The sequence below is a fragment of the Halomonas sp. KHS3 genome, assembly GCF_000830495.1.
GTDB lineage: Bacteria > Pseudomonadota > Gammaproteobacteria > Pseudomonadales > Halomonadaceae > Vreelandella > Vreelandella titanicae.
The window spans coordinates 361,718-385,010 of the sequence record NZ_JWHY01000002.1; the positions used below are offsets into that span (position 1 = coordinate 361,718).

19 protein-coding genes are annotated in these 23,293 nt (G+C 54.3%); 12 read left to right on the forward strand and 7 right to left on the reverse strand.

Annotated features, from left to right (window positions below; genetic code table 11):
* Positions 1-3: 3 nt before the first annotated feature.
* A complete protein-coding gene (locus RO22_RS03945) occupies positions 4-786 on the reverse strand; it encodes an AraC family transcriptional regulator (RefSeq protein ID WP_041157675.1) in 783 nt (260 codons plus the stop codon).
* Positions 787-893: 107 nt separating this feature from the next.
* Between RO22_RS03945 and RO22_RS03950 the strand changes: the two genes are divergently transcribed.
* On the forward strand, positions 894-1,703 hold the full coding sequence (locus RO22_RS03950; protein ID WP_041157676.1) for a sulfite exporter TauE/SafE family protein: 810 nt from the start codon (positions 894-896) through the stop codon (positions 1,701-1,703).
* A 148-nt stretch (positions 1,704-1,851) separates the two neighbouring features.
* Here RO22_RS03950 and RO22_RS03955 read toward each other — a convergent pair whose 3' ends face one another.
* Entirely contained in the window at positions 1,852-2,931 is a 1,080-nt protein-coding gene (locus RO22_RS03955; protein ID WP_041157677.1) for an ATP-binding protein, read from the reverse strand.
* Positions 2,928-3,662 (reverse strand): response regulator, encoded by a 735-nt coding sequence (locus RO22_RS03960; RefSeq protein WP_041157678.1) that lies wholly within the window; start codon positions 3,660-3,662, stop codon positions 2,928-2,930. The genes RO22_RS03955 and RO22_RS03960 overlap by 4 nt, the downstream gene beginning before the upstream one ends.
* A gap of 169 nt (positions 3,663-3,831) precedes the next feature.
* Here RO22_RS03960 and RO22_RS03965 point away from each other — a divergent pair, with 169 nt between their 5' ends.
* The 3 genes from RO22_RS03965 to RO22_RS03975 all read left to right on the forward strand — a co-directional run bounded on the left by RO22_RS03965 (position 3,832) and on the right by RO22_RS03975 (position 9,788).
* The gene (locus RO22_RS03965) at positions 3,832-4,992 is read left to right on the forward strand and encodes an efflux RND transporter periplasmic adaptor subunit (RefSeq protein ID WP_041157679.1); all 1,161 of its coding nucleotides are present in this window, start codon (positions 3,832-3,834) and stop codon (positions 4,990-4,992) included.
* 18 nt (positions 4,993-5,010) lie between these two features.
* Positions 5,011-8,157, forward strand: coding sequence for a multidrug efflux RND transporter permease subunit (locus RO22_RS03970; protein WP_041157680.1), 3,147 nt, complete (start codon positions 5,011-5,013; stop codon positions 8,155-8,157).
* 116 nt (positions 8,158-8,273) lie between these two features.
* Entirely contained in the window at positions 8,274-9,788 is a 1,515-nt protein-coding gene (locus RO22_RS03975) for an MFS transporter (protein WP_027957289.1), read from the forward strand.
* Between the two features lie 155 nt (positions 9,789-9,943).
* Here RO22_RS03975 and RO22_RS03980 read toward each other — a convergent pair whose 3' ends face one another.
* Positions 9,944-10,879: a LysR family transcriptional regulator gene (locus RO22_RS03980; protein ID WP_035538973.1), complete on the reverse strand. Its 936-nt coding sequence runs from the start codon at positions 10,877-10,879 to the stop codon at positions 9,944-9,946.
* Between the two features lie 172 nt (positions 10,880-11,051).
* On the opposite strand from RO22_RS03980, the gene RO22_RS03985 reads away from it, so the two are divergent.
* The 4 genes from RO22_RS03985 to RO22_RS04000 all read left to right on the forward strand — a co-directional run bounded on the left by RO22_RS03985 (position 11,052) and on the right by RO22_RS04000 (position 16,482).
* On the forward strand, positions 11,052-12,176 hold the full coding sequence (locus tag RO22_RS03985) for a M20 family metallopeptidase (protein WP_027957287.1): 1,125 nt from the start codon (positions 11,052-11,054) through the stop codon (positions 12,174-12,176).
* Positions 12,177-12,246: 70 nt separating this feature from the next.
* Complete coding sequence (locus tag RO22_RS03990) at positions 12,247-13,641, forward strand: YfcC family protein (RefSeq protein ID WP_200890219.1); 1,395 nt, start codon at positions 12,247-12,249, stop codon at positions 13,639-13,641.
* Positions 13,642-13,829: 188 nt separating this feature from the next.
* The gene (locus tag RO22_RS03995) at positions 13,830-15,011 is read left to right on the forward strand and encodes a M24 family metallopeptidase (RefSeq protein ID WP_041157682.1); all 1,182 of its coding nucleotides are present in this window, start codon (positions 13,830-13,832) and stop codon (positions 15,009-15,011) included.
* Between the two features lie 55 nt (positions 15,012-15,066).
* Positions 15,067-16,482 carry a YfcC family protein gene (locus RO22_RS04000; RefSeq protein ID WP_041157683.1) on the forward strand — a complete coding sequence of 472 codons (1,416 nt, stop codon included), beginning with the start codon at positions 15,067-15,069 and terminating at the stop codon, positions 16,480-16,482.
* Here RO22_RS04000 and RO22_RS04005 read toward each other — a convergent pair.
* Both RO22_RS04005 and RO22_RS04010 read right to left on the reverse strand, forming a co-directional pair.
* Entirely contained in the window at positions 16,479-17,408 is a 930-nt protein-coding gene (locus RO22_RS04005; protein ID WP_052475513.1) for a LysR family transcriptional regulator, read from the reverse strand. The genes RO22_RS04000 and RO22_RS04005 overlap by 4 nt on opposite strands.
* Positions 17,409-17,724: 316 nt before the next feature.
* Positions 17,725-18,243: a cupin domain-containing protein gene (locus RO22_RS04010; RefSeq protein ID WP_041157684.1), complete on the reverse strand. Its 519-nt coding sequence runs from the start codon at positions 18,241-18,243 to the stop codon at positions 17,725-17,727.
* Between the two features lie 210 nt (positions 18,244-18,453).
* Here RO22_RS04010 and RO22_RS04015 point away from each other — a divergent pair, with 210 nt between their 5' ends.
* Complete coding sequence (locus tag RO22_RS04015; RefSeq protein ID WP_041157685.1) at positions 18,454-19,653, forward strand: multidrug effflux MFS transporter; 1,200 nt, start codon at positions 18,454-18,456, stop codon at positions 19,651-19,653.
* A 58-nt stretch (positions 19,654-19,711) separates the two neighbouring features.
* Here the strand turns inward: RO22_RS04015 and RO22_RS04020 are convergent, their stop codons facing one another.
* Complete coding sequence (locus RO22_RS04020) at positions 19,712-20,275, reverse strand: TetR/AcrR family transcriptional regulator (RefSeq protein WP_041157686.1); 564 nt, start codon at positions 20,273-20,275, stop codon at positions 19,712-19,714.
* A 121-nt stretch (positions 20,276-20,396) separates the two neighbouring features.
* Between RO22_RS04020 and RO22_RS04025 the strand changes: the two genes are divergently transcribed.
* From RO22_RS04025 to RO22_RS04035, 3 genes are read left to right on the forward strand one after another with little or no spacing between them, the layout of a single operon-like run.
* Complete coding sequence (locus RO22_RS04025) at positions 20,397-21,626, forward strand: MFS transporter (RefSeq protein WP_084625240.1); 1,230 nt, start codon at positions 20,397-20,399, stop codon at positions 21,624-21,626.
* Complete coding sequence (locus RO22_RS04030) at positions 21,623-21,838, forward strand: hypothetical protein (RefSeq protein ID WP_041157687.1); 216 nt, start codon at positions 21,623-21,625, stop codon at positions 21,836-21,838. The genes RO22_RS04025 and RO22_RS04030 overlap by 4 nt, the downstream gene beginning before the upstream one ends.
* A complete protein-coding gene (locus tag RO22_RS04035) occupies positions 21,832-23,205 on the forward strand; it encodes an amidase (RefSeq protein WP_041157688.1) in 1,374 nt (457 codons plus the stop codon). Before RO22_RS04030 ends, RO22_RS04035 begins: the two co-directional genes overlap by 7 nt.
* Positions 23,206-23,293: the final 88 nt, after the last annotated feature.

Here is a 23,293-nt window from a genome sequence, read left to right on the forward strand (position 1 = left end):
CAGTTATTCCTTTTGGCGACTAGCCTCCCGGACGAAAGCGCTGGGAGACTGGCCGAGTACCTTGCGAAACATGCTAGAGAAAGCGGCCGGGCTATCGTAGCCGAGTTCCAGCGCGGTTTGGGTAACGGAACTGCCCGAGAGTAGCCTGGGAATAGCCGCCATCAGGCAGGCCTGTTGGCGCCATACGCCAAAGGAGAGTCCGGTCTGCTGACGGAACAGGCGATTGAAGGTGCGCTGACTGCAATGCAACTGATGGGCCCACTCCTCGGGAAGGGTGTGAATGTTTGGCTGGCCGAGGAACTCTCTGCACAGGCGGGCGAGGGGAAGGTCATGGGGCAGGGGCGCAAACAGTGGCAGGGGCTGAGCCTGTTCCAGTTCGTATAGGAGTAGTTTAGCCAGGGCACCGTCGCGGCCGTTTTCGTTATAGAGCGCGGGGATGTGGGCGGAAGCCAGCAGCAGGTGATGCAGGAGAGGCGTCACGACCAGCACCTCGCAGTTGTGCGATGTGCGTGGCGCAACGTGGGGCTCGATATACAGGCTTCGGGTGCTCACCCCGTTCATGCACACTTGGTGGCGTTTGCCCGCAGGCAGCCAGACGCCGCTGTAGGGCGGCACCATCCAGGTACCGTCATCCGTATTAACTTCCATCACGCCGGTCATGCCATAGAGAAACTGGGCACGTCGATGGGTATGAAAGTCGAGGAGGGTGCCGGGGCGGTAGTCAGTGCCGATGGCCACCACGGGCCTTGCTACATGATCCACATCTGAAAGAGGTGTATTGAGCATTAGCGTTAACCTGGCTGAAACGCGTTGATGGTTGTCCGAATGACGAATGTCGGCCAACGTCCACCAGCATATAGTGCCTGCTGTTTGGTTTCATCAGGAGAGTGCCGGTGTATAGCGTATTGCTACTTTGTGGCGGGGTGGCGGGAGTGACCACCGTATTGTTCGGTTTCGGTGGTGGGTTTGTGGTGGTTCCCTTGCTGTATACCCTGCTGATTTCCGTCCATGGGTCGGATAGTGGTATCGGGCAGACGGCCATGCATATCGCGGTGGCCACCTCGACGGCATTGATGGTCTTTGCTGCTTCCCTATCCACATGGCGCCACCATCTAAGGCAAACCGTGCAATGGCACCTGGTGCGTCCGCTGGTGGGCTATATCGCCGTGGGCGCTGTGCTTGGTGCGACGGTTGCCGTGTCGTTAAGTGGCGAGTGGGTGCGCTGGGCGTTTATCGGCTATCTGAGCATCACGATTGCGGATGCCATTCTGCGGCCTGGTTTTCTGCATCAGTCAGGGAGTGATGTGCGTCCTATGGGGCGTGGGGTAACGGCGATGACGGGGACATTGATTGGTGCGGTGGCCGCCTTGCTGGGCGTTGGCGGCAGCGTGATGACCGTACCGCTCATGCGCCGTAGAGGCGCGAGTATGACGGCAGCCACAGCCATGGCCAATCCGTTGTCGTTGCCTATGGCGGTGAGTGGCACCGTGACGTATGTGTTGCTGTCGGCAAATCACCCAGCGGTGGGGGACTGGTATGCCGGTTATGTGGATCTGCGCGCCTTGCTGGTACTCGCAGTGGGCTCATGGCTCGGAATCCGCCTGGCATCGACCTGGATCGGGCGCATCCCTGACCGTCTTCATGCCAGGGTGTACTTGCTATTGCTGACCATGGTGCTTGTGGTGATGGTTTTTGTGCGTTGAGTGTTGCTTGCTTGGGAGATGCCTGTTTTGTAGAGCGGCTCTTTATGGGGTGCAGGGTTTAAAGACGTAAAGTTGATTCATTCAGCAATCACGCGCTATGTGATCACGCGCTATGTGATCACGCGCTATGTGATCACGTACTATGTCATCACGCCCTATGTGATTGAGTAGGCCAGCGCAACTCGAAACAAGAGCCACCCTCATCAGAGGGGTAGCATTTAGCCTCGCCACCATGGGCTCTTGCAATCGCCGCGACTACCGCCAATCCGAGCCCACTTCCTTGCTTGTCTCCTGGCATATTACTGCCAGCATCCCGCGCATGCCGGAATGCCGTGAAAATCTGCGAAGCATATTCCTGAGGAATGCCTGGGCCAGCATCTCTAACACGTAAAACACACCAGCCGTCGTTCTGGCGCGTTTGGATGATGAGTGACCCTGGGGATGCATGCTGGCGAGCGTTTTCCAGCAACGCAAGCAATGCCTGGCGAATACGGACAGGATCGCAATACACGGCGCCAGATTGCAGATCAAGGGTTGGATAATGATTTGATGCATTTAGGGCATGCCTACAAAATTCAACGACTAATTCAATTTCAGCAGAAAGATCACATTGCTTGATCTCAAGGTTCAGATGGCCGCTTTCGGCCAAGCTTACGGCGCGAAGGTCTTCAATCAGTTGTGCCATGCCGTCGATTTGGGTAAGGAGGCTTTGAAACTGGGGTTTTTCGGGGGGGAATACGCCTTCTGCCAAGCCTTGCAGGCGTCCGCGTAAAATAGTAACGGGCGTACGCAGCTCATGGGCAATCGCCGCATTCCAGAACGTCATTTCCTTGGACATACGCTGTAATTGGTCTGCCAGGGCATTGAAGTCGTTTGCCAAAACGGCGGCCTCGCCTAAAGAGCGATCACCCGTCGTGGCGCGTGCGTCCAGGTCGCCTTGCGCGACGCGACGCATGCTGTCTGTGACGGAGTTGAGGGGTACCAGAATGCGACGGGCCAAGTGAACGCCCACTATCACGGCGAACGCCAGACCAACCAGCGTAGTGCTAACGAGCCAAGCCCACTCTAGCCCCGACGGGAACATGTTGGGTTCGTTAATCGACTCCTGCCAAAAACGGAAGGTAATGAAATAGAACACATAAGAGGTCACCACGACTAACAGCGTTATGCCAAACGCCATCGCTGCCATTGTCAATGCGATTGTGCGGCTTAGCCCAATGAGCTTCATTCTGCCCCCCATAGGCGATACCCAACGCCGCGTATGCCTACGGGCATACCTATTACATCGACATCTTCCAGTTTTTTACGCAGCTTGCTGATATGGCTGTCGACAGTGCGCTCAAGCGCCTCGCCCTCGGGCAGGCAGGCGGCCAATAACTCTGCGCGGGTGCAAACTTTTTTGGGCGCGCGTGCAAGGTGCGTCAACAACCTGAATTCGGTGAGCGTCAACGCAAGGCTATGCGAGTCTCCTCCTACCTGAACAAAGGCTTCGTGTTGTTCCAGGTCGATCTCAAAGGGCGGCACCCGGAGGACACGGGGTTGATGGCTAGCATCAGCCATGGTGCGCCTTAACACTGCCTGAGTGCGTGCGACAACCTCAGCAGGGTTAAACGGCTTGACGACGTAGTCGTCGGCACCAAAACGCAAGCCCATGAGTTTATCGATGTCCTGATCCATCGCGGTCAACATGATGACGGGCGTCTCACCACGATGGCGAACCTCCGACAGCACCTGCCAACCATCCATTTTAGGCATCTTTACATCAAGTAAGACGAGATCGGGCTTCATCGACAAATGCATTTCCAATGCCTTGCGTCCATCTTCTGCGTGGATAGTTCGAAGGCCCTCACGTCTCAGATAAGCCTGAAGAATATCAGCGATCTCAGGCTCGTCTTCGGCGATGAGAACCAGTGCTTGCAGGCCAGAAGAAGAATTTGGCGACTGTTGAGTCGTGGACATAAAAGTGCCTAATGAAACATTAATTGTGTTCTCCATCATATCTACACATACCGTCGACGTTAATACCACGCTATAGCGATATAGTCCCCTTCAATTTTATTGCTAGGCAAATGTTTACCTATTTCTCAATGAGCTAGGTCTGAAAGAACGATGCCTGAAGGGAAGATGCATGACGATCCGACATATTTACCGCAATGGTGGCCTCTGTGCCTTGCTGCTAAGCGTGCTAACCGCCTGCGGGCCAGTTGAGCAAGAAGTAACGCCGTCTCCTGCCCGAGTGTCTGTCGTTACCTTGGAACCCGTTAGATTGGAGCTGACCGAAGACTTACCGGCCCGGGTCGCTCCTTTTCAAGTGGCGGAAATTCGTCCGCAGGTCAGCGGAATTGTCCAACGTCGACTTTTCGAACAGGGAACCGACGTGAGTGCGGGGCAGCCATTATTCGAAATCAACCCAGCGCCGTTTCGAGCGGAAGTGGAAACGGCAGAAGCCGCTTTGCAGAAGGCCGAAGCCGAGCTGGCGCATGCCCGTTCGCAGTCGGCCCGGTTGGAGTCGCTGGTCAGAGGGCAGTCGGTGAGCCGCCAAGCGTATGACGATGCCGTCTCCAGCAGCCAGCAAGCTGCCGCTGAGGTAGCCCAAGCGCGTGCCACGCTGTCGCGCCGCCGCCTTGACTTGGAATTTTCCACGGTGGTGTCCCCCATTTCAGGCCGAATTGATCAGGCGTTGGTAACGGAGGGAGCGCTTGTCGGCAGCAGCGATAGCACGCCCATGGCCCGTGTTCAGCAGATCGATAAGGTCTATGTCGATGTTCGGCGCTCGGCTTCCTCGCTCGAATCGCTTCAAGATGCGATGGCGGCGCAACCTTCGCTAGACAGTGGCTTACCGGTCACCATCCTCGGCAGCAACGGTACACCCTACGATGTCACCGGACGCATTCTTTTTTCGGGCATCAATGTGGATGCCAGCACGGGTGATCTTTTACTGCGTGTACTCGTGGACAATCCCAATCGACGCCTGCTGCCCGGCATGTTTGTGCGCGCTCGCGTGCCCTATGCACGCTATGACAATGCCTTGACGGTGCCGCAACAGTCCGTGGTGCGCATCGGCGGGAAGCCCTACGTTTGGTTGATTGGTGACAGCGACAAGGCGGTGATGGTCTCAGTGGAGCTTGGTGAATTGGCGAACGGTAATTATCGGATTCAAACGGGGGTGACAGAGGGGCAGAGGGTCGTCGTCGAGGGTATAGAACGATTGGCTGATGGTGTCGACGTCAGCGCGACTGATTGGCATAGGTCATCGCCTCTTGAGGCTTCAGTGGCATCTTCTTATTAAGCTTCAGGAGTCTCCGCAATGCCTCAGTTCTTCATCCAGCGCCCGGTCTTCGCGTGGGTGGTCGCGCTGTTTATCATCCTGCTAGGAGTGATCGCCATTCCGCAGTTGCCGGTCTCTCACTACCCCTCGGTCGCGCCCCCTTCGGTGACCATCACTGCGACTTACCCCGGCGCCACACCGCAGACTATGAATGACGCCGTGCTCAGTCTCATCGAACGAGAACTGTCCAGCGTCAAGAACCTGCTGTACTTCGAGTCGTCGGCGGACTCTTCGGGGTCGGCGTCTGTCACCGCCACCTTCAAACCAGGGACAAATCCGGAACTGGCCCAAGTGGATGTGCAGAATAGACTCAAGGCAGTCGAACCCCGGTTACCCCAGGCGGTTCGTCAGGATGGGCTGAGCGTAGAGTCAGCGTCATCCAGTTTTCTGATGATCGTGGGTCTGAATTCCGAGGATGGGCGCTTTGATGAGATCGCCCTGAACGACTATATGGCGCGCAATATCGTTGAGGAGCTGCGCCGCATTGACGGCGTCGGCCGTGTGCAGCTGTTCGGTGCTGAGCAGGCAATGCGCATCTGGATAGAGCCGGAGAAGCTGATTGCTTTCGGCTTGTCGGTGAATGATCTCTCGACCGCGATCACGGAGCAGAACGCACCGATTGTGCCGGGCAGCATCGGCGCGTCGCCGGCCTTACCCGGCCAAAAGGTGTCCTCACTGTTGACAACACAGGGGCAGTTGAGCACGCCGGAAGAGTTCGCTGCTATCGTGCTTCGCGCCAATGTCGACGGCTCCAGCGTGGTGTTGGGCGATGTGGCGCGAGTCGAGTTGGGGGCCCAATCCTACGGCTTCTCCAATCGTGAGAATGGCCAGCCAGCGACGGCGGCAGCCATACAGCTGGCACCCGGCGCCAATGCTGTCCGCACGTCGGAGAGTGTGCAGGCGCGTTTGGCTGAGTTAAACCAGGCGCTACCCGCGGGCATGAGCTCATCGATCCCCTTTAATACGGCCCCGTTCGTTAAGGTTTCTATCGAGAAGGTCATCCATACCCTTATCGAGGCGATGGTATTGGTGTTCCTGGTGATGCTGCTGTTTCTACAGAACATCCGTTACACGCTGATTCCCGCACTGGTCGCGCCGATTGCGTTGTTGGGGACCTTCACGGTGATGCTGCTGGCAGGTTTCTCAATCAACGTGCTGACGATGTTTGGCATGGTGTTGGCGATTGGCATCATCGTCGATGACGCTATCGTGGTGGTCGAGAACGTTGAGCGCATCATGGCCAAAGAGGGATTGTCGCCAAAGGACGCCACCATCAAGGCGATGAAGGAAATTACTGGTGCGGTGGTGGGCATCACCCTGGTATTGACGGTGGTGTTTATCCCGATGGCCTTCTCGAGTGGCTCGGTCGGTGTGATCTACCAGCAATTCGCGCTGGCGATGGTGGTCTCGATTCTGTTCTCGGCGTTTCTGGCGTTGACGCTGACACCGGCGCTATGCGCAACCCTTCTCAAGCCCATTAAACCGGGGCACCACGACAAAGGCGGTTTCTTCGGCTGGTTCAACCGGTCGCTTAAACGTATGACCGCCCGTTACGAATCGCGTGTGGGGAGACTGGTCGCCCGCAGCGGTCGGGTCATGCTGGTGTTTGTGGTCATCGCAGGCGTGCTGGTGTTCGCCTTCCGCCAGTTGCCTTCGGCTTTTCTACCGGAAGAGGATCAAGGCTATTTCATGACCAGTATCCAGCTACCTGCCAATGCGACAACCGAGCGTACCTTGGATGTCGTCAAGGCGTATGAGGAGTACGTCATGGCGCGCCCTGCAGTGGACGGCAATATGTCTATTTTGGGCTTCGGGTTCTCTGGGTCTGGCGCGAATACAGCGCTGACGTTCACCACGCTAAAGGAGTGGGGGAAGCGCGACGGTGCCACGGCGGCGAGTGAAGCGGAAGGAGCTCAGGCAGCCATGAGTCAATTGAACGAAGGGACGGTGATGAGTATGTTGCCGCCGGCCATTGATGAATTGGGCACCAAGTCCGGCTTTACGATGTTCTTGCAGGATCGACGCAACCAGGGGCCGGCGGCCCTTAAGGCTGCCGAGACAACGCTGCTGGAACTGGCGGCGCAGAGCAAGGTAGTTAGTGACGTCTATTCCGACGGCCTTCCGGAAGGGGCGAGCATTCGTCTTGACATCGATCGCCAGAAAGCCGAAGCGCTCGGCGTGTCGTTCGCCAACATTAGCGAAATCCTGTCTACCGCGATGGGGTCGTCCTACATCAACGATTTCCCGAATGAGGGCCGGATGCAGCAGGTGATTATGCAAGCGGATGCGTCGGCACGCATGCAGGTCGACGACGTGCTCAAGCTGCATGTGCGAAATAGCAGGGGGGGCATGGTTTCCCTGTCAGAGGTGGTGACTCCGGTGTGGGACGAAACACCGCTACAAATGGTGCGCTACCTGGGCTATCCCGCCACCAGCATTTCCGGCAGTGCGGCGAAGGGGGCTTCCACTGGTGATGCCATGGCTGAAATGGAGCGTCTGGCGCAGCAACTTCCGCCCGGTTTCGCAGTGGCCTGGACGGGGCAGTCCCTTCAGGAACGCCAGTCCGCTGCCCAGGCACCCATGCTGGTTGCGCTATCCATCCTGGCGGTGTTTCTGGTGTTAGCCGCTCTCTACGAGAGCTGGTCCATTCCGTTGTCGGTCATCCTGGTTGTGCCGCTGGGGTTGCTGGGGGCGGTGGCGGCCATGTTGCTGCGTGACCTGCCTAACGATGTTTTCTTCAAAGTCGGTATGGTCACCGTGATCGGGTTGTCGGCGAAAAACGCGATCCTGATCGTTGAGTTCGCAAAACAGTTGCGTGAGCAAGGTAAGGGGCTGATGGAGGCCGCGGTGGAAGCCGCCAGTCTGCGCCTGCGTCCGATTCTTATGACCTCACTCGCTTTCGGCTTGGGAGTGGTGCCGTTGATGGTTGCGTTTGGCGCCAGTGCCAAAACCCAGCATGCGATAGGCACGGGCGTTTTCGGCGGCATGGTTAGCGGAACGCTTCTGGTGATTCTCTTCGTCCCGGTGTTCTTCGTTTTCGTGATAGGTCTTCAGGAGCGCGTTAGTGGCAGGCGTACGGCTCGTCGCCTTTCATCATTACAACCCGATAACGATATAGAGCATTAATGCCATGCGCCGACTGATTCCGCCTATCGTGCTAACGCTGTTGGCGTCCCCTGTGTCAGACACCTTTTCAGTGGCAGCGTTGGAAGTGACATCATTATCTAGGAGTTAAGTGGCTAATGCTTTCTGCTATCCCACAACGTTGGCTAGTTCTGTTTGCTGTAATGCTGGCGTTCCTGCCCGTTGTCATCGACATGACGATCCTGCACGTCGCTATACCTGTACTGACGCCGGCGCTAGGTGCCACTGGCACCGAAGTGCTGTGGATCATCGATATTTATCCGCTGCTGATGGCGGGCCTGCTGGTGCCGATGGGCACGCTGGCTGACCGAATCGGTACGCGTCGTGTGCTGCTGACCGGACTCTTGGTGTTCGGGGTGGCGTCACTACTGGCGGCATTCTCGACGACACCCGTCATGTTGATCGGTGCTCGAGTGCTGCTCGCCATTGGCGGGTCGATGATCATGCCCTGTGTTCTGGGTGTCATCCGCAAAACCTTCGAGGACGAGCGCGAGCGTGCGATGGCGCTTGGCCTATGGGGAACGGTTGGGGCCGCAGGCGCGGCAGTTGGCCCATTGATTGGTGGTGTCTTGTTGGAACATTACTGGTGGGGCTCGGTATTCCTCATCAATGTTCCCATCATGCTAGTGGTGGCGCCGGTCGCCTATGCGCTGCTGCCCCGCCGCGAGGCGACGACGCCAGGTAAATGGGCTTTCGGTCAGGCCTTGATTTTGCTTGTTGGTATCATCTCGGTGGTTTACGGCGTCAAGTCTGGGGTGGGAGCGGGGCAGCCGCTGTGGCGTGCAGGGTTGGTGCTCTTCCTGGGGCTAGCGATGCTGACCTGGTTTGCACGTATCCAGTTGCGTTCGGTGGAGCCGATGCTGGACTTATCGCTATTTCGCCATCCGGCCATTGTCGCTGGCATGGTGATGGCGCTAGTGGCTTCCGGTGCACTGGCAGGTGTCGAGCTGACGCTGGCGCAAGAGCTGCAATATGTGCTGGACAAGACGCCGCTGCAGGCCGGCCTTGTTATGGTGCCGATCATGGCGGCCGCTGCAGTTGGTGGCCCCGTTGCAGGCTACCTGTCCAACCGGTTCGGCTTACGGTTGGTTGCCAGCATGTCGATGGCGATTGCGGCAGCCGCTTTGGCCTATCTGGCGCATGCTGACTTCCACGCGCCTGACTGGACAGTGCCAACAGCCTTGGCCGTGCTGGGGCTCACCCTAAGCATCGGCCTGACCGCTTCCTCAATTGCCATTATGGGGGCAGTGGACGCCAGTAAAGGAGGGGCTGCAGGCTCTTTGGAAGCCACCGGCTACGAATTGGGCAGTGGGCTCGGCATCACCCTGTTTGGGGTTTTCATGGCGAGCGTCTATACCAGCACTATTGTACTGCCGCCACACTTGGAGCCAGCCCTCGGTGCACAGGCAGCGCGCTCAATGAGCGACAGCATCGTTGTGGCACAAGGGCTGGCTGCAGATCAGGCGGATGCACTCATCATGGCCGCGAAGGCAGCATTCTCCACCACGCATTCGATCTTGCTAACAGCTGCTGCGATTCTCATCGCCTTGCTGTCGGTGGTGGTTTTTCTGATGCTGGGTAGCCACCCAGAAAAGGTGGGGGCGCACGAGTGATGCTGGTCGTGCACTGGCACATCCATGCGGTTTTAGCCCCGGTGTTAGCTGTTAAGGTAAGCGTGGCGGGTTGCCTTGGCTGCCTCATATGGGGGCATTACTGGACGCGAATTACTCCCCAACTTTAACGAGTAAAAGCGCTACCTGATTTAAGCTCAGCGCTTCCCGGCAGACTGTGATTGCATTGAGCTCGCGAGTACTTTCCATAGGTGTTCAGCGGCAGGAGTGAACCTTCTTCCTTGGCTACGGATGAGATGGCAGGTAGCGGTATGCGATAAAGAGTGCTCGACAGGGATCGCAACGATATCACCACGATCCACCAATGGGCGGGCAGACTGCCGCGTCATGAAGGCAATACCTAGCCCTGATATTGCGAGCGCAATAGCCGTTGAAAAATGATTGCACTGGTAAGCGGGCAGAGGGGCTAGGTGTTGGCTGCTGAACATTTCATTGATGTACTGTTGGATGCCGAATTGTTCTGCCATAAAGATCAACCGCTGGGAGGCCAGGGTTTCAAGCGTAATGGCTTCAAGGCCTGCCAAAGCGTGATGTGGCGGCACTATGGCGCAAATGGGGCCGCGGTTAAAACTGCGAACCATGACCGGAGGATCGCCTAATGGACCAAAGCTGATCGCCATGTCCACTTTGCCCCGCAGCATCATGTTGATTGTTTCACTCATGTTGCCAGAGTGAATATCGACAAACACATCAGGGTAATCTGCACTGAACTGTTGGAGAGGCCCTTCCACAAATTCACTGATCATACCCTGCCCGACTCGTAGGCTAACACTGCCTCGACGCAAGTGGCGCATATCCTGCAGTGTCTCGGCTAACTGACGCCGCCGATACAGCATTTCCCGGTGGTGCTCGATCAGTAGCTTTCCCGCCTGGGTCACCGTGACGTTCCTTCCCTGTTTTTCGAGCAAGGGAATTTGCAGATGGCGCTCAAGCAGTGCTATTTGCCGGCTAATGGCCGAAGGGTTAACGCCGACTGACTCGGCAGCCGCTCTAACACCTCCTTGCATGGCAACCTCGTAAAGGTAAGCCAGTCGATGTTCGGTAATTCCCTGGTCTATGCGTTGTTGCACCATTCTCTCTATCCTTCACCGGCTTCTTAACCGTTGCTTTGAACGCAACGATTCGGCTGCGTGCTTCTTATTCTTTCCTTGTTACGCCCCTCACATACTGACCGTGCGCCTAATAGCACAACGCTGTTCTGAGTTGCTGCTGTTTAGAGGCTGTCATTCTTACTCGAGAGGCTATATGAATACCCTTCACACTTATCTGCAAGAGCATCAGCGTTCTATTCTCGATGATATTGAAGCGTTGGTACGTGCTGAATCGCCATCCAATGATAAAGCCGCAGTGGACGCCTGTGGTCAAATGTTGCGCCAGTTATTTCAAGACCGGCTCCAATGTCAGGCGGAAACGTTTCCACAAACTGAAAAAGGCGATCATCTTGGCTTCACGCTAGGAGAGGGGGATCGTCAGATTCTTATTTTGGGGCATTTCGACACGGTTTGGGATATCGGCCGGCTCGCTATCCGCCGTGAGACGGACAAGTTTTACGGTCCCGGCATTTTGGATATGAAAGCAGGTATTGTTCAAGCCATTTGGGCTGTCAAAGCACTCGTTGAACTCGATGCGCTTCCCAATGCCCGTATTCGTTTTCTATGTACCAGTGATGAGGAGTTAGGTAGCCCTACTTCGCGACAACGAATTGAGGAGGAGTCGGTTGCGAGCGATGTGGTGCTGGTTGTTGAACCTGCCACGGCTAATGGCAGCGCTTTGAAAACGGCACGTAAAGGCTCTGGACGCTTTTACATGCATATAACGGGTAAAGCAGCTCATGCGGGCAATAACCCTGAAGAAGGGGTGAGTGCGATTGAGGAGTTGTCCCACCAGATTCAGTACTTACATAGCCTGGCCGACCCCGGCCTGGGAACCACAGTGAATGTTGGGATGGTACGTGGCGGTGGCCCACTTAATGTCGTGCCGGAGGAAGCTGAGTTAGGTATTGATGTTCGGGTAACGACGCTGGAAGAAGCCGGGCGGCTCTACAATGCCATTTATCAAAGTACCCCATTTCATCCCAGCGTAATGCTAACCGTTAGCGGTGACATGACGCGCCCGCCGATGGAGCGAACACATGCTACGGCTCGTCTGTTTGAACTTGCCCAGCACGCTGCCGGTGCATTCGGCATTGAGCTTACGGAAGCCTCGGTAGGTGGAGGAAGCGACGGCAATTTCGCTGCAGCCAAAGGTATTCCCACCCTTGATGGGCTGGGTGCAACCGGCGCTGCCCCCCATGCGGAATATGAGCACATTGAAATAGCCTCAATTGTACCGCGTGCGGCGATCCTGGCGGCGTTGATACGGCAGGCCTGATACGCCATTCAGCCGTTTGTCAGTGCGTTAAATAAATAACTATATGAAAAAATATTCAGGAAATTTCAACGTGAAAACTAGATCAATACAAAGAATGGCCATGCCCGATGCCTTTGTGATTCTGTTTGGGTTATTACTGGTGGCTTGGTTATTGAGTTTCTTTATTCCCTCGGGCCAGTTTGAGCGAACCACAGAGGGGCGTCCTACGGTTATTCCCGGCAGTTTTCATCTGGTGGAGTCTAGCGGCCTTAATTTTTTCGATATTTTTCTTTCTATTCAAAACGGTTTTATCAGCTCAGCAAACCTCATTGCTTTAGTTCTGGTAATGGGCGGTGCGATTGCAGTGGTGGAGTCTACTGGTGCGATCAATGCAGGTATCAAAAGCCTGGTTGATAAAGCCCGGGGGCGTAAATATCTGCTCGCGATTGTGGTGTCTTTTGTATTTGGCGTGGTATCTGCCATTGGCGTTGGGTCGAATGCCGTTATTGCCTTTATTCCGTTGGGTATCGTGTTGGCACGAGCGCTTAAGTTAGATGCGATCGCGGGGATCGCCATTGTCTATTTGGGCTATTTTTCGGGCTCAGCGGCTGCTGTTTTCGATCCTATTACGCTGGGGATTGCGCAATCCATAGCAGGGCTGCCGCTATTTTCTGGCGCGCCGCTTAGGGTGGCGCTATTTTTCGTGCTATTGGCAGTGACAATTGCTTATGTGTGTCGGTATATCAAACGCATTAGCGACGATCCCGCCCGTAGTTTGATGGGGAATCAGCCCTTTAGCACTGAAGCCATTGGGTCCGATGATGAGAACTTAACGTTTACGCGTCGGCATCTGGTCATTTTAAGCTTCTTTGTTGCCTGCCTTGCGGTGTTTATTTATGGCTCTTTAGGGTTGGGGTGGGGCGTTAATGAGCTTTCTGCCATCTTTATGATCAATGGGATAGGAAGCGCTGCACTCGCTCGTTTCTCGCCTAATGAGTTTGTGCAGATGTTCATGAAGGGGGCCAAAGGTATGCTATATGGTGCCTTTATTATTGGCATTGCCAAAGGCATTACGGTGCTAATGGCCGAGGGGATGATTCTCGATACGGTAGTGAATTCAATTTTTGTGCCCTTGAGTACGCTTCCCTCCATGTTGGGTGCGCTCGCTGTTTTTGTATTCAACCTCTTTTTCAACTTCCTGGTGCCTTCTGGTAGCGGTCAGGCAGCTGTAGTGATGCCGATTTTGACGCCGCTTGCGGATATGCTTGATATCACTCGGCAAACGGCGGTGATTGCATTCAAGCTTGGTGATGGGATCACCAATATTATTACGCCGACATCGGGGGTGTTGATGTCTGTGCTTGCCGTGGGCGGAGTGCCATGGAGTAACTGGGTACGTTTCGCGTTTCCGTTGGTATGCCTCTGGACGCTAGTGGGCATCGCCTTTGTAGTTACCGCTGTGTTGATTAACTACGGGCCTTTCTAATCAAGCGTAAGAATACGCTCGGTCAGTATTGCAATACATTGGAAATAAACAACCAAACCGCTCAAGTTGAGCGGTTTGGTTCTCCATTAATGATATTTATAAGATATCGAATGACATTTATATAGTATTTTACCCTCACGTGAGGGCACTGATAGCTTCCTGAGGTGGTTAACTCAGGAGCTAGCAACATGATTTTGAAAATTTCTGTTTCAGAAATTAAAGCAAGGCAAGAAATTTTTTTAACTAATCTTAAAAATAAGCACTGCGACGCAGCGTTGCTTTTTAGTGTTACCGATATCTTCTATCTTACAGGATTTCACTTCCGCCCTTCAGAAAGGCCGATTGCTCTTATTGTGGATGCACAGGGCTTTTTCAGTTTATTTGTGCCCCGCATGGAGGTAGAGCATGCACAAGAATACGCCGTTATAAGTACTTCTTACGATTACCCTGAATACCCTGGCACTACTCATCCGATGGAGTATCTCAAAAAGGTACTTCAGGATAAGAACTTTGGTTCTTTAAGTGTTGGCATTGATGCCGAGGGGTATGGGTCAGCAAAGGGCTATGCGGGGCCGGCAATTACTTCACTGATCACTTTTGCCGATAAGGTGCTTATCAAAGGGCTCGTTGAAGAGCAGCGTTATATTAAATCATCGACGGAAATAGAGCTGATTAAAGAGTCTGCCCGATGGGGTAATTTGGCGCACAACCTGCTGACTAAGTATACCCATGCGGGTGGCCGTGAAATGGAGGCGGAAAGCCGCGCTACCCAGGAAGCGACCAAGGCGATGTTCGAAACCCTGGGCGCAGGTTATCGTTCCTATGGATCGCCAGCGCATGCATTCTATCGCGGTCAGATTGGCCCGCATTCGGCTTTCCCTCATTCGCAAAACCAAAACGCCATGTTCAAGAAAGGGTTCAATGTTGTCTCGCAGGCGGCCTGCGATGTTTGGGGCTACAAGAGCGAGCTAGAACGTACCATGTTTATTGAAGAAGCAACAAAAGAACAGGAAATATTCTTCAATCATATGTATGAAGCGCAGGAAGTAGCTTTTAGAACTATTAAACCAGGTATTCCCGCTTCTAAAGTAGAGGAAGAGGTGCAACGATACTTTAAGGATAATGGCTTAACGCAATACGTTAAACATCATACCGGCCATAACATGGGACTTTTAAACCACGAGGCCCCATTTTTCGACCTGGGAGATCACACTCTGCTTGAACCAGGCATGGTCTTTTCCGTTGAGCCGGGGCTGTATGTCGATGGCCTGGGCGCTTTCCGACACTCCGACACTATCGTGGTAACGGAAAAGGGTATGGATATGATCACTTACTTTCCCAGAGACTTCGAGTCGCTAATCATTGGTTAATTCACAATAGGGTGAGGCCTTTGACCTTGCCCTTATAAGTTTTAGAGAGGTAAAAATGAAAAAAATAGACCCGAATACCTCAGCTGTTAAAAAGAAGAAAAATATACCTGACTCCTATGTCATCCTGTTCGCGATGCTAATGATTGCATCAATAGCGACGTGGTTCATTCCAGCAGGCAGCTTTGAGCGTACAACAGAAAGTGGCACTGCTATGGTGGTGCCAGGTAGCTATGAAGCGTTGCCTGCAAGTCCCACCACGCTCTATGATTTTTTTCTTTCGATACAGTCTGGTTTGATCGATTCTGCCAGCATTATCTTTCTTGTGCTGACCATTGGCGGCTCGTTCGCCATCCTGGATCACACAGGAGCCATTCAGGCTGGCATTATGAAGCTGATCAAGAAAACGCAGGATAAAAAATATGCGTTGATAGTGGCGGTGTCTATCGCTTTTTCGGCAGCGGGGTTTATTGGCGCGTTACAAACGGCTGTTATTGCATTTATCCCCATCGGCATCATTATCGCCAGAGCCTTTAAGCTAGATGCGGTAGCAGGCGTGGCGATTATTTACCTGGGAGCATATGCAGGCTACACGATTGGCGGTTTGGATCCGATTACCACCGGGTTTGGTCAAGAGATCGCGGGGCTCCCCATTTTCAGCGGCCTATGGTTTCGTTTTGCCGTCTACCTCTGCATTTTAGCGTCGACGATCGCCTATCTTTGTCATTACATTTCCAAAGTTTCAAAAGATCAAAGTAAATCTGTGCTGGGCGCTACACCTTTCCCCACAGAGGTTGAAAACGCTAACACAATCCCCGCCGAGTTTACTCGGAAACATAAGGTGATATTGGGATACTTTTCGACCTGTATGATTGGCTACGTAGTGGGCGTTTTTAACTTAGGATGGGGGTTGCATGAAATGGCCGCGCTGTTCTTGGTAATAAGCCTGGGAACGGCGGCGATTGAAAAGGTACCCGCAAACCAGTATGTGAATCTGTTCATCAGAGGTGCGCAAGGAATGCTGTACGCAGCATTAATTGTGGGCCTTGCCAGGGCAATTGTGGTCGTGCTCGAAAACGCTTACGTTCTGGACACCATTGTTAACTCGATTGCGATGGTACTTCAGCCATTACCTAATGTGTTGGCGGCACTAGGTATGTACGGGTTCAATCTGGCGTTCAATATCATCATTAGTTCTGCCAGCGGTCAGGCGGCGATTGTTGTCCCCGTGATGGCGCCATTAGCAGACACTATCGGTTTGACCCGGCAAGTTGCCGTGCTGGCTTATAACTTTGGTGATGGTTTTACTAACATTATTACCCCTACGTCGGGAATTTTAATGGCCAGTATTGCGATCGGTGGGGTTCCATGGCTTAAATGGCTTAAGTTCGTGATCCCTTTGCTATTAATCTGGATAGCCATTGGGGCTGCGGCGCTAAGCATTGCGGTGGCCATCAACCTAGGCCCTTTTTAAGAAAGCAGATAAGTTTTAGGCACGATCGGCTTTTCGATCGTGCCTTCATTTATCTTCGATTCAATATACTGAATAAAGAAACGTGCCGTATCAGTCAATAAATTGGAATTCCACGCCATCGAGCTGACCTTTTGCACATCTGAATTAATCGACTTGTACACCACATGGTTATTTTTTATGTAGGTGGCCGAGTGGGGAAGTAGCGTAACGCCCATTTCGGCGGCCACGAGTGCCACCAGTGTTTGCTGCTCCTGAGCTGTCTGAATGACATTGGGCTTGAAGCCATGTTCTTTACACAGAGCCATTATCGCATCATAGTAACCGTGCCCTGCTTCTCGGGGTGTCATCACCCAGTTTTCATTACTGAGTTTACTTACGTCGACCTCCTGGTTAGTGGTCGCTAGTGAATGGCTTTTAGGAAGACAGGCAACGAAGTGCTCTTCTAGTATCGTGATATTGTCTATTCGTTTGTCTGAGACAGGAGAGACAAGAAATCCGACATCAATTGTCCCATGTATCAAGCCGACAATCTGATTGTGAGTGGTAAGTTGTTGCAAACGTATGTCGATACCTGGATGGCTTCTTTTAAAGTCTTTAACGATAGATGGAATCAAGTGAAACGACATAGTGCCGCTAAATCCGATTGAAATAGACCCCTCCTTGCCTTGTGCTATTCTTTGAGTAAAGGCTATTTCCTTATCCAATGTCGCAATGCACGTTCTTGCCGCTTCGAGAAAATGCTGACCCGCTGGCGTGATGCGGACTTCCTTGTTATTCCTAATAAGAAGCTGAACGCCGATTTCTTCTTCAAGGTTTTTTATCTGATTACTTAGGGGTGGTTGCGATATATTAAGTAATTTAGCCGCGCGCCCGAAGTGAAGTTGCTCGGCGACGATAATGTAATATCTTAAGTGTCTGAGTTCCATGAGCTCCCTTTAGTGCTGGTTTTGATTTGTTTAAGTAGGCTGTTGTATTGGGAAAGAAACCACGATTTTATATGGAAAGAATAGTATAAATTCAGAGTATAAACCATGTTAGCAATATATGGTGCTATAGAGTGCTCTTTTTTCGACGACCTTTTTAGTGATATTTCACACATTACATTGGTCGTTTCCAAAAGAGATTACTTACACTGTTAAAACGCTTCAGGTGTAGCGCCAGATTATGCATAAATAGTTAAAAACTGCTCCGGTTAGTCGAAAAGCTAATCAATCGACGAGTTTGCCAGTTGCCTTCCAGCTGCTAAGAGCCTTCCCGCCACAGCTCCGCTAATGAACCTCCTACCGGGGAGTCCTCGGGTAAGGCAACGGCAGCAACTCGGGCTTGTGCTGCCGCAAGCTGTGCTGGGTCGCCGCGCTCTATTTCCGGCTTTTGGCCTGGTGGGTAGGCGCCTACCATGCAGAAATCATCGTCCGCCTCTAGGCTGGCATGTCCAACCCCGGCGGGCAGAACCAGCACATCGCCTGGGTAAAGCATCAACTCCTGACCGTTAGGGCCACCCAGCCGCGCCCGGGCCTGCCCGCGGAAGATGCTCAGTGCTTCATGGGCGGTGGAGTGAAAGTGGTCAAAGTCATATAGGTGGTAGCGCCACGCAGGCGGCCAACCGTGGCGTTTGAACATACTTTCAAAGGCATCGGCCCGTTCCTCTGCATTGCTGATATCGAGAACCTGGCGATAAACCAGCACTGGTAGAGGGGAGTTGGGGTAGCCGGTCGCTGCATCGCTGTCGAGATGGAGTCGTTCTGGCTGAGGGGTAGACATCCTGGTCTCCTCGTTGGGGGTGTGTTTATAAAATAGCTTTGAGCACACTCTTTTGCATAGCCGCGCTAACTGATAACAAACTGGCTGTGTGTTTTGTCAATTACCGCCCGGCAGCGTATCCCTCATCTTCTGTTCGATTGCCTTGATAGCATCAGTCGGTATCATATCGTTGATGTTGTCCATCATTACGCCCTTTTACCGCGAGCTTCTATGACCCAATCTAAAACGCCCTTCATTGTGGTGCTGAGTCTGGCAATGACCATGATGCTGGGCCCGTTTTCCATGGATACGTACCTGCCGGCCTTTCCGGTCATTGGTGAATCGCTGGGAATTTCTCAGCAGGCGGTATCGTTAAGTGTTTCGGTGTATGTATTTGCGTTGGCGTTGGGTCAGTTAATCGGCGGCGCGCTTTCAGACCGCTTCGGGCGCCAGCGGGTATTGATGAGTGGGCTGGCGATTTTTGCGCTCTCAAGCATTGTCATTGGTATGGCGGATTCCTTGAACACCCTGCTCGGCGGGCGGGCAATTCAGGCCATTGGCGCCGGCTTGACTCTGGTTTCGGTACCGGCGTTAGTGCGTGACCGGGTGGCGGGGCGCGACGCCGCGAAACTGTTCTCGATGATGGGTTTTATCATGGTGCTGGCGCCTGGGATCGCTCCGAGCGTAGGCAGCGCGATTCTGGCGCTGGGTTCCTGGCACTATATCTTTTTCGCCTTGGCGGTATACGCGTTACTGCTGGTGCCGTTGCTGGTGCGGGTGCTGTTTACCGGTACGGGCAAGGTATCCCGCGCGAAGAGCCCTAAGATGAGCCTGCTGGCGCGTTATAAACTGGTGCTGTCGACAAAGCCGGCCCTGCCGTTCATCGTTTGGCAGGCTGCCTCTTTTTCTACCTTGATGATGTTCATCACCTATGCGTCATTTATCTATCAGGGGCATTTCGGCCAGTCGCCTTCAAGCTTTTCAATGCTATTTGCGGCGAATATCGCCGCGATGCTTATCTTCAATATTCTCAATCGAGTGTTGCTTTCCAGGCTACCGTCACTGCGTATCCTGCAGTTGGCAACGGGCTGTCAGGCAGTGGGTATAGTATTGCTGGTGATGGCTGCCTTTATGGATTGGTCGCTTTACGCCTTCCTCGCCGCCATGATGCTGACCATCGGCGCGGTGGGGGCGATCTCTCCGAATATTCAGGCCTGCTTTTTGGAGTTCTTTCCCACCAGTGGCGGGACGGCCGCAGCGCTTCTGGGCGCAGCACAGTTCGGTGTCGCCGGGCTGCTGAGCGCATTGTCCGCCATGTTGCCGCATACGCTTGAAGCGGTCATTCTGGCCATGGCCGCCTGTGGCTCGGTGGCGTATCTGATGCTTGCCCGCTCTATCATCAAAGGGCGTGCCGCTGTCGAGGCACCCTAGGTCAGGCGGCGCGCTCTTGCTAAAAGCCTCGTGTTATCCAAAACACGGGGCTTTTTTATCAAGCATCTGTTGAGCTTACTAACTGTTCAAAAAGTGCTTCTATGGCCTGCGCAGTCGGCGTTTCGTTGGCAAACAAGATGCGGTACATCAGAGGCGCCACCACTATTCGGATGACTAGGCCTGTTTCAATCGGTTGCTCGCCTCTGGCGAGGGCGCGTTCGTTTATGACTTCGATCTGCTGACGCAAGAAGCCATCACATTTCCCCGCGCAGGCGTGGCCTTCTGTACCTAGCACATCGCGGAGCATCGCCCGTCCTGGGGCTGATGACATTTCTTCGAAGTATTCAACAAGCCAAGCTAACAAGTCGCTACGCAAACTCCCTGTATCGGCTGGCGGCTGTTCCGGCTGTAGTTGCTCGACGGCAACGTCGGCCAGTAACTGGGCAAGATCACCCCAGCGACGGTAGATCGTAGAGGGGGTGACTTCTGCACGTGCGGCGATAGCGGGCACCGTAAGCCCGGTTCGCCCTTGTTCTTGTTGCAGCTCTTGAACGGCCTGATGAACGGCAGCCTGAATACGAGCGCTGCGGCCCCCTGGACGGGGAGTGGGTTTGTTGGTCATGTGTTCCTTCTGTGCTTATTCATCGGTACGGTGGAATAACTCACTAAAGCAAAATATTTGCTTTAGTGAGTTATTGGGCTTATGATCCTTAAAGCTAATATTTTGCCTTTTGAGAGGGATCATGTCCATCAACGTTTCTGATACCGCCCGCCGTTCTTCGAGCTGGCGACTGTCTTCCTCCAGTGCCGTTTTCCTGCACGCAGCGATAATGATTGCCTTTTTGGCAGCATCGAGTGCGCCTACCCCGCTGTACCAACTTTATCAGCAGCAATGGAGCTTTAGCGCAACACTGCTGACCGTGGTTTTTGCCACTTACGCGCTGGCTCTGCTTCTGGCACTGCTGGTGGCGGGGAGGCTGTCAGATCATATTGGCCGACGTCCGGTTATTGCCCTGGCTTTGTCGCTACAGATCATCGCTATGGTGGGCTTTTTAGGTGCTGCCGGGCCGGGTTGGCTGATTGCTGCGCGCGCTCTGCAAGGCTTTGCCACTGGTATGGCCACTGCGGCAGTCGGAGCGGCGATACTCGATTTTAGTCGGGAGCGGGGGGCCGTGATCAACAGCATCTCACCGCTGCTGGGTATGGCAGCCGGCGCGCTAGGCAGTACCTCGTTGGTCGTGTTGGCGCCTGATCCGCTGCACATGGTGTACGTGTTGCTGCTGGCTGTTTTTCTGGTGATGTTGGCCTTGATTTTGCTGGCGCCGGAGACGGCGACATCTCGTCCGGGTGCCTGGGCAAGCCTGAAACCACGCATTGCCGTGCCGTTGCAAGCGCGCAAGACGTTGTTATCTGTCACCCCTGCGAACATGGCAGTGTGGATGCTAGGTGGTTTTTATCTATCGCTTATGCCATCGCTGATCGTTGACGTCACACATGTGAACACGCCATGGCTTGGTGGTCTTGTCGTCGCAGCGCTAACGCTCACTGGCGCTACCGCGGTTCTGGCGGCTCGCAAGCTGAGTTCTTTTACAACCCTTTTGTCTGGCGAACTTGCCTTAGTCGCAGGGCTGGTCGTCATTCTGATCGGGGCTAACCAGGGGCACGCTGTCTTGCTGTTGGTCGGGTCGGTCATTGCGGGTTTTGGATTTGGCGCGAGCTTTCTTGGGGCTGTGCGCAGTGTCCTACCGTTGGCCGAGCCCCATGAACGTGCCGCGCTGATGGGCGTGTTCTATATCGAAAGTTATCTGGCCCACAGCGTGCCCACGATGGCTGTCGGCTACTTGGCCCAGAAGGCCGGCTTGCTGGCCGCGGTCAATGTCTATGGTGCGGTAGTCACAGCACTGGCCTTGCTGGCCATTACCCTGCTGCTTATGCAAGCGCGCACCTCAATGAAGAAAGGAAATCAAGCATGACTGTTCAAAATCCCACTCCTATGTCCGCCGAGGAAACCCAGGCTCTGGCTACCAGTTTGGGACTGCCCCTGGCCTCTGAACGTGCGCCACTGATTGCCGGCGTACTGCATCACATACACACGGTAATTGCCCGGCTCGACGAATTACCTAACGATGAATCATACCCTCCTTCATTTGCCTTTGATGCCAGTCAGGAGAACAACCCATGCTAAACCCATTAAACCTGACGCTGGCCCAAGCCAGTGCTGCCATCGCGGCACGCGAATTGTCGCCAGTAGAGTTGGTGGATGTGGCCGTGGAGCGTATTGGTGCACGAGAGTCAGAGATCAACGCTTTTGTATCTGTATGGGAAGAAACCGCCCGTGAGCAGGCACTTGAGGCCGAACGAGACATTCAACATGGCCGTTACCGTGGCCCGCTGCATGGCATTCCTATCGCGCTGAAAGACCTGTTCGATGTTGCTGACCAACCCACCACTGCCAGCTCCCGTGTTCGGGACGGGCATCGGGCAGAGGCCAACAGCGCGGTTACGGATGCCTTGCTGCGTGGCGGCGCCATACTCCTGGGCAAGACCCATTTGCATGAGTTCGCTTTCGGCCTGACCACACCTCAAACGCGCAATCCGCTTGATCCCCAGCGCACGTCGGGGGGCTCCAGTGGGGGTTCTGCAGCAGCGGTTGCCTATGGTGGTGCCTGGGCAGCCATGGGAACAGACACCGGTGGCTCGATTCGAGTGCCCGCAGCACTTTGTGGGTTAGTCGGGTTCAAGCCAACGTATGGCTTGGTCTCCCGCCACGGCACTACGCCCCTGGCCTGGTCACTCGATCATGCGGGCCCTATGGCACGCACGGTAGAGGATGTTGGCCTGTTATTGCAGGCAGTGATGGGCTTTGATGCGCGCGACCCCGCTAGCCGTACTCCGCCTGCCTCTTTCGGTACCAACGCAGAGTCGGGTGTACAAGGGCTGCGTGTTGGTATCCCGCGCAACTATTACTTTGACCACGTTGCGGAGCCAGTCGCCGCGGCTGTTAGGCGTGCGGCAGCGCATCTGGAACAGCAGGGAGCTGTGCTGGTGGAGGTGGATATTCCGCTGGCTGACTACCTCATTCCGACCCAGTGGGGCCTGATGGTGGCTGAGGCGGCATCTGTACACGCCAAGGACATACGCCAATCGGCATCGCTATACGGTGATGATGTACGTACTCTGCTCGAAGCCGGACAACTGCTTCCTGCCGGAGACTATCTGAAGGCACAGCGTGCCCGGCACCTGATTGCACAGCGCTGGGGTTTCCTGTTTGCAGAAGTCGACGTTCTACTGGCGCCAACCGTGCCTCAGACAGCAGCGCGTATAGAGCAGGAAACCTTTACCTGGGAGGACGGCAGTCAAGAGAGTGTTGCCGAGGCGTATGTGCGCTTATGTGCACCCGCCAATGTGACCGGGCTGCCCGCGCTGACCGTGCCGTTCGGTAAGGATCATCAAGGGCTACCGATAGGCGTCCAAATCATGGGAAAAGCATTTGATGATGCCAAGGTACTACAGGTTGGGCGTGCCATTGAGCGGCCTCTTTCCATTGCTTAACTTGGCCCATTTCGCCCGAGCGGTATCATCAACAGCGCTATCGCTTCCTCCAAAAGCTTAAGTCGTTGATAAAGTTGGTTCCGCCGAT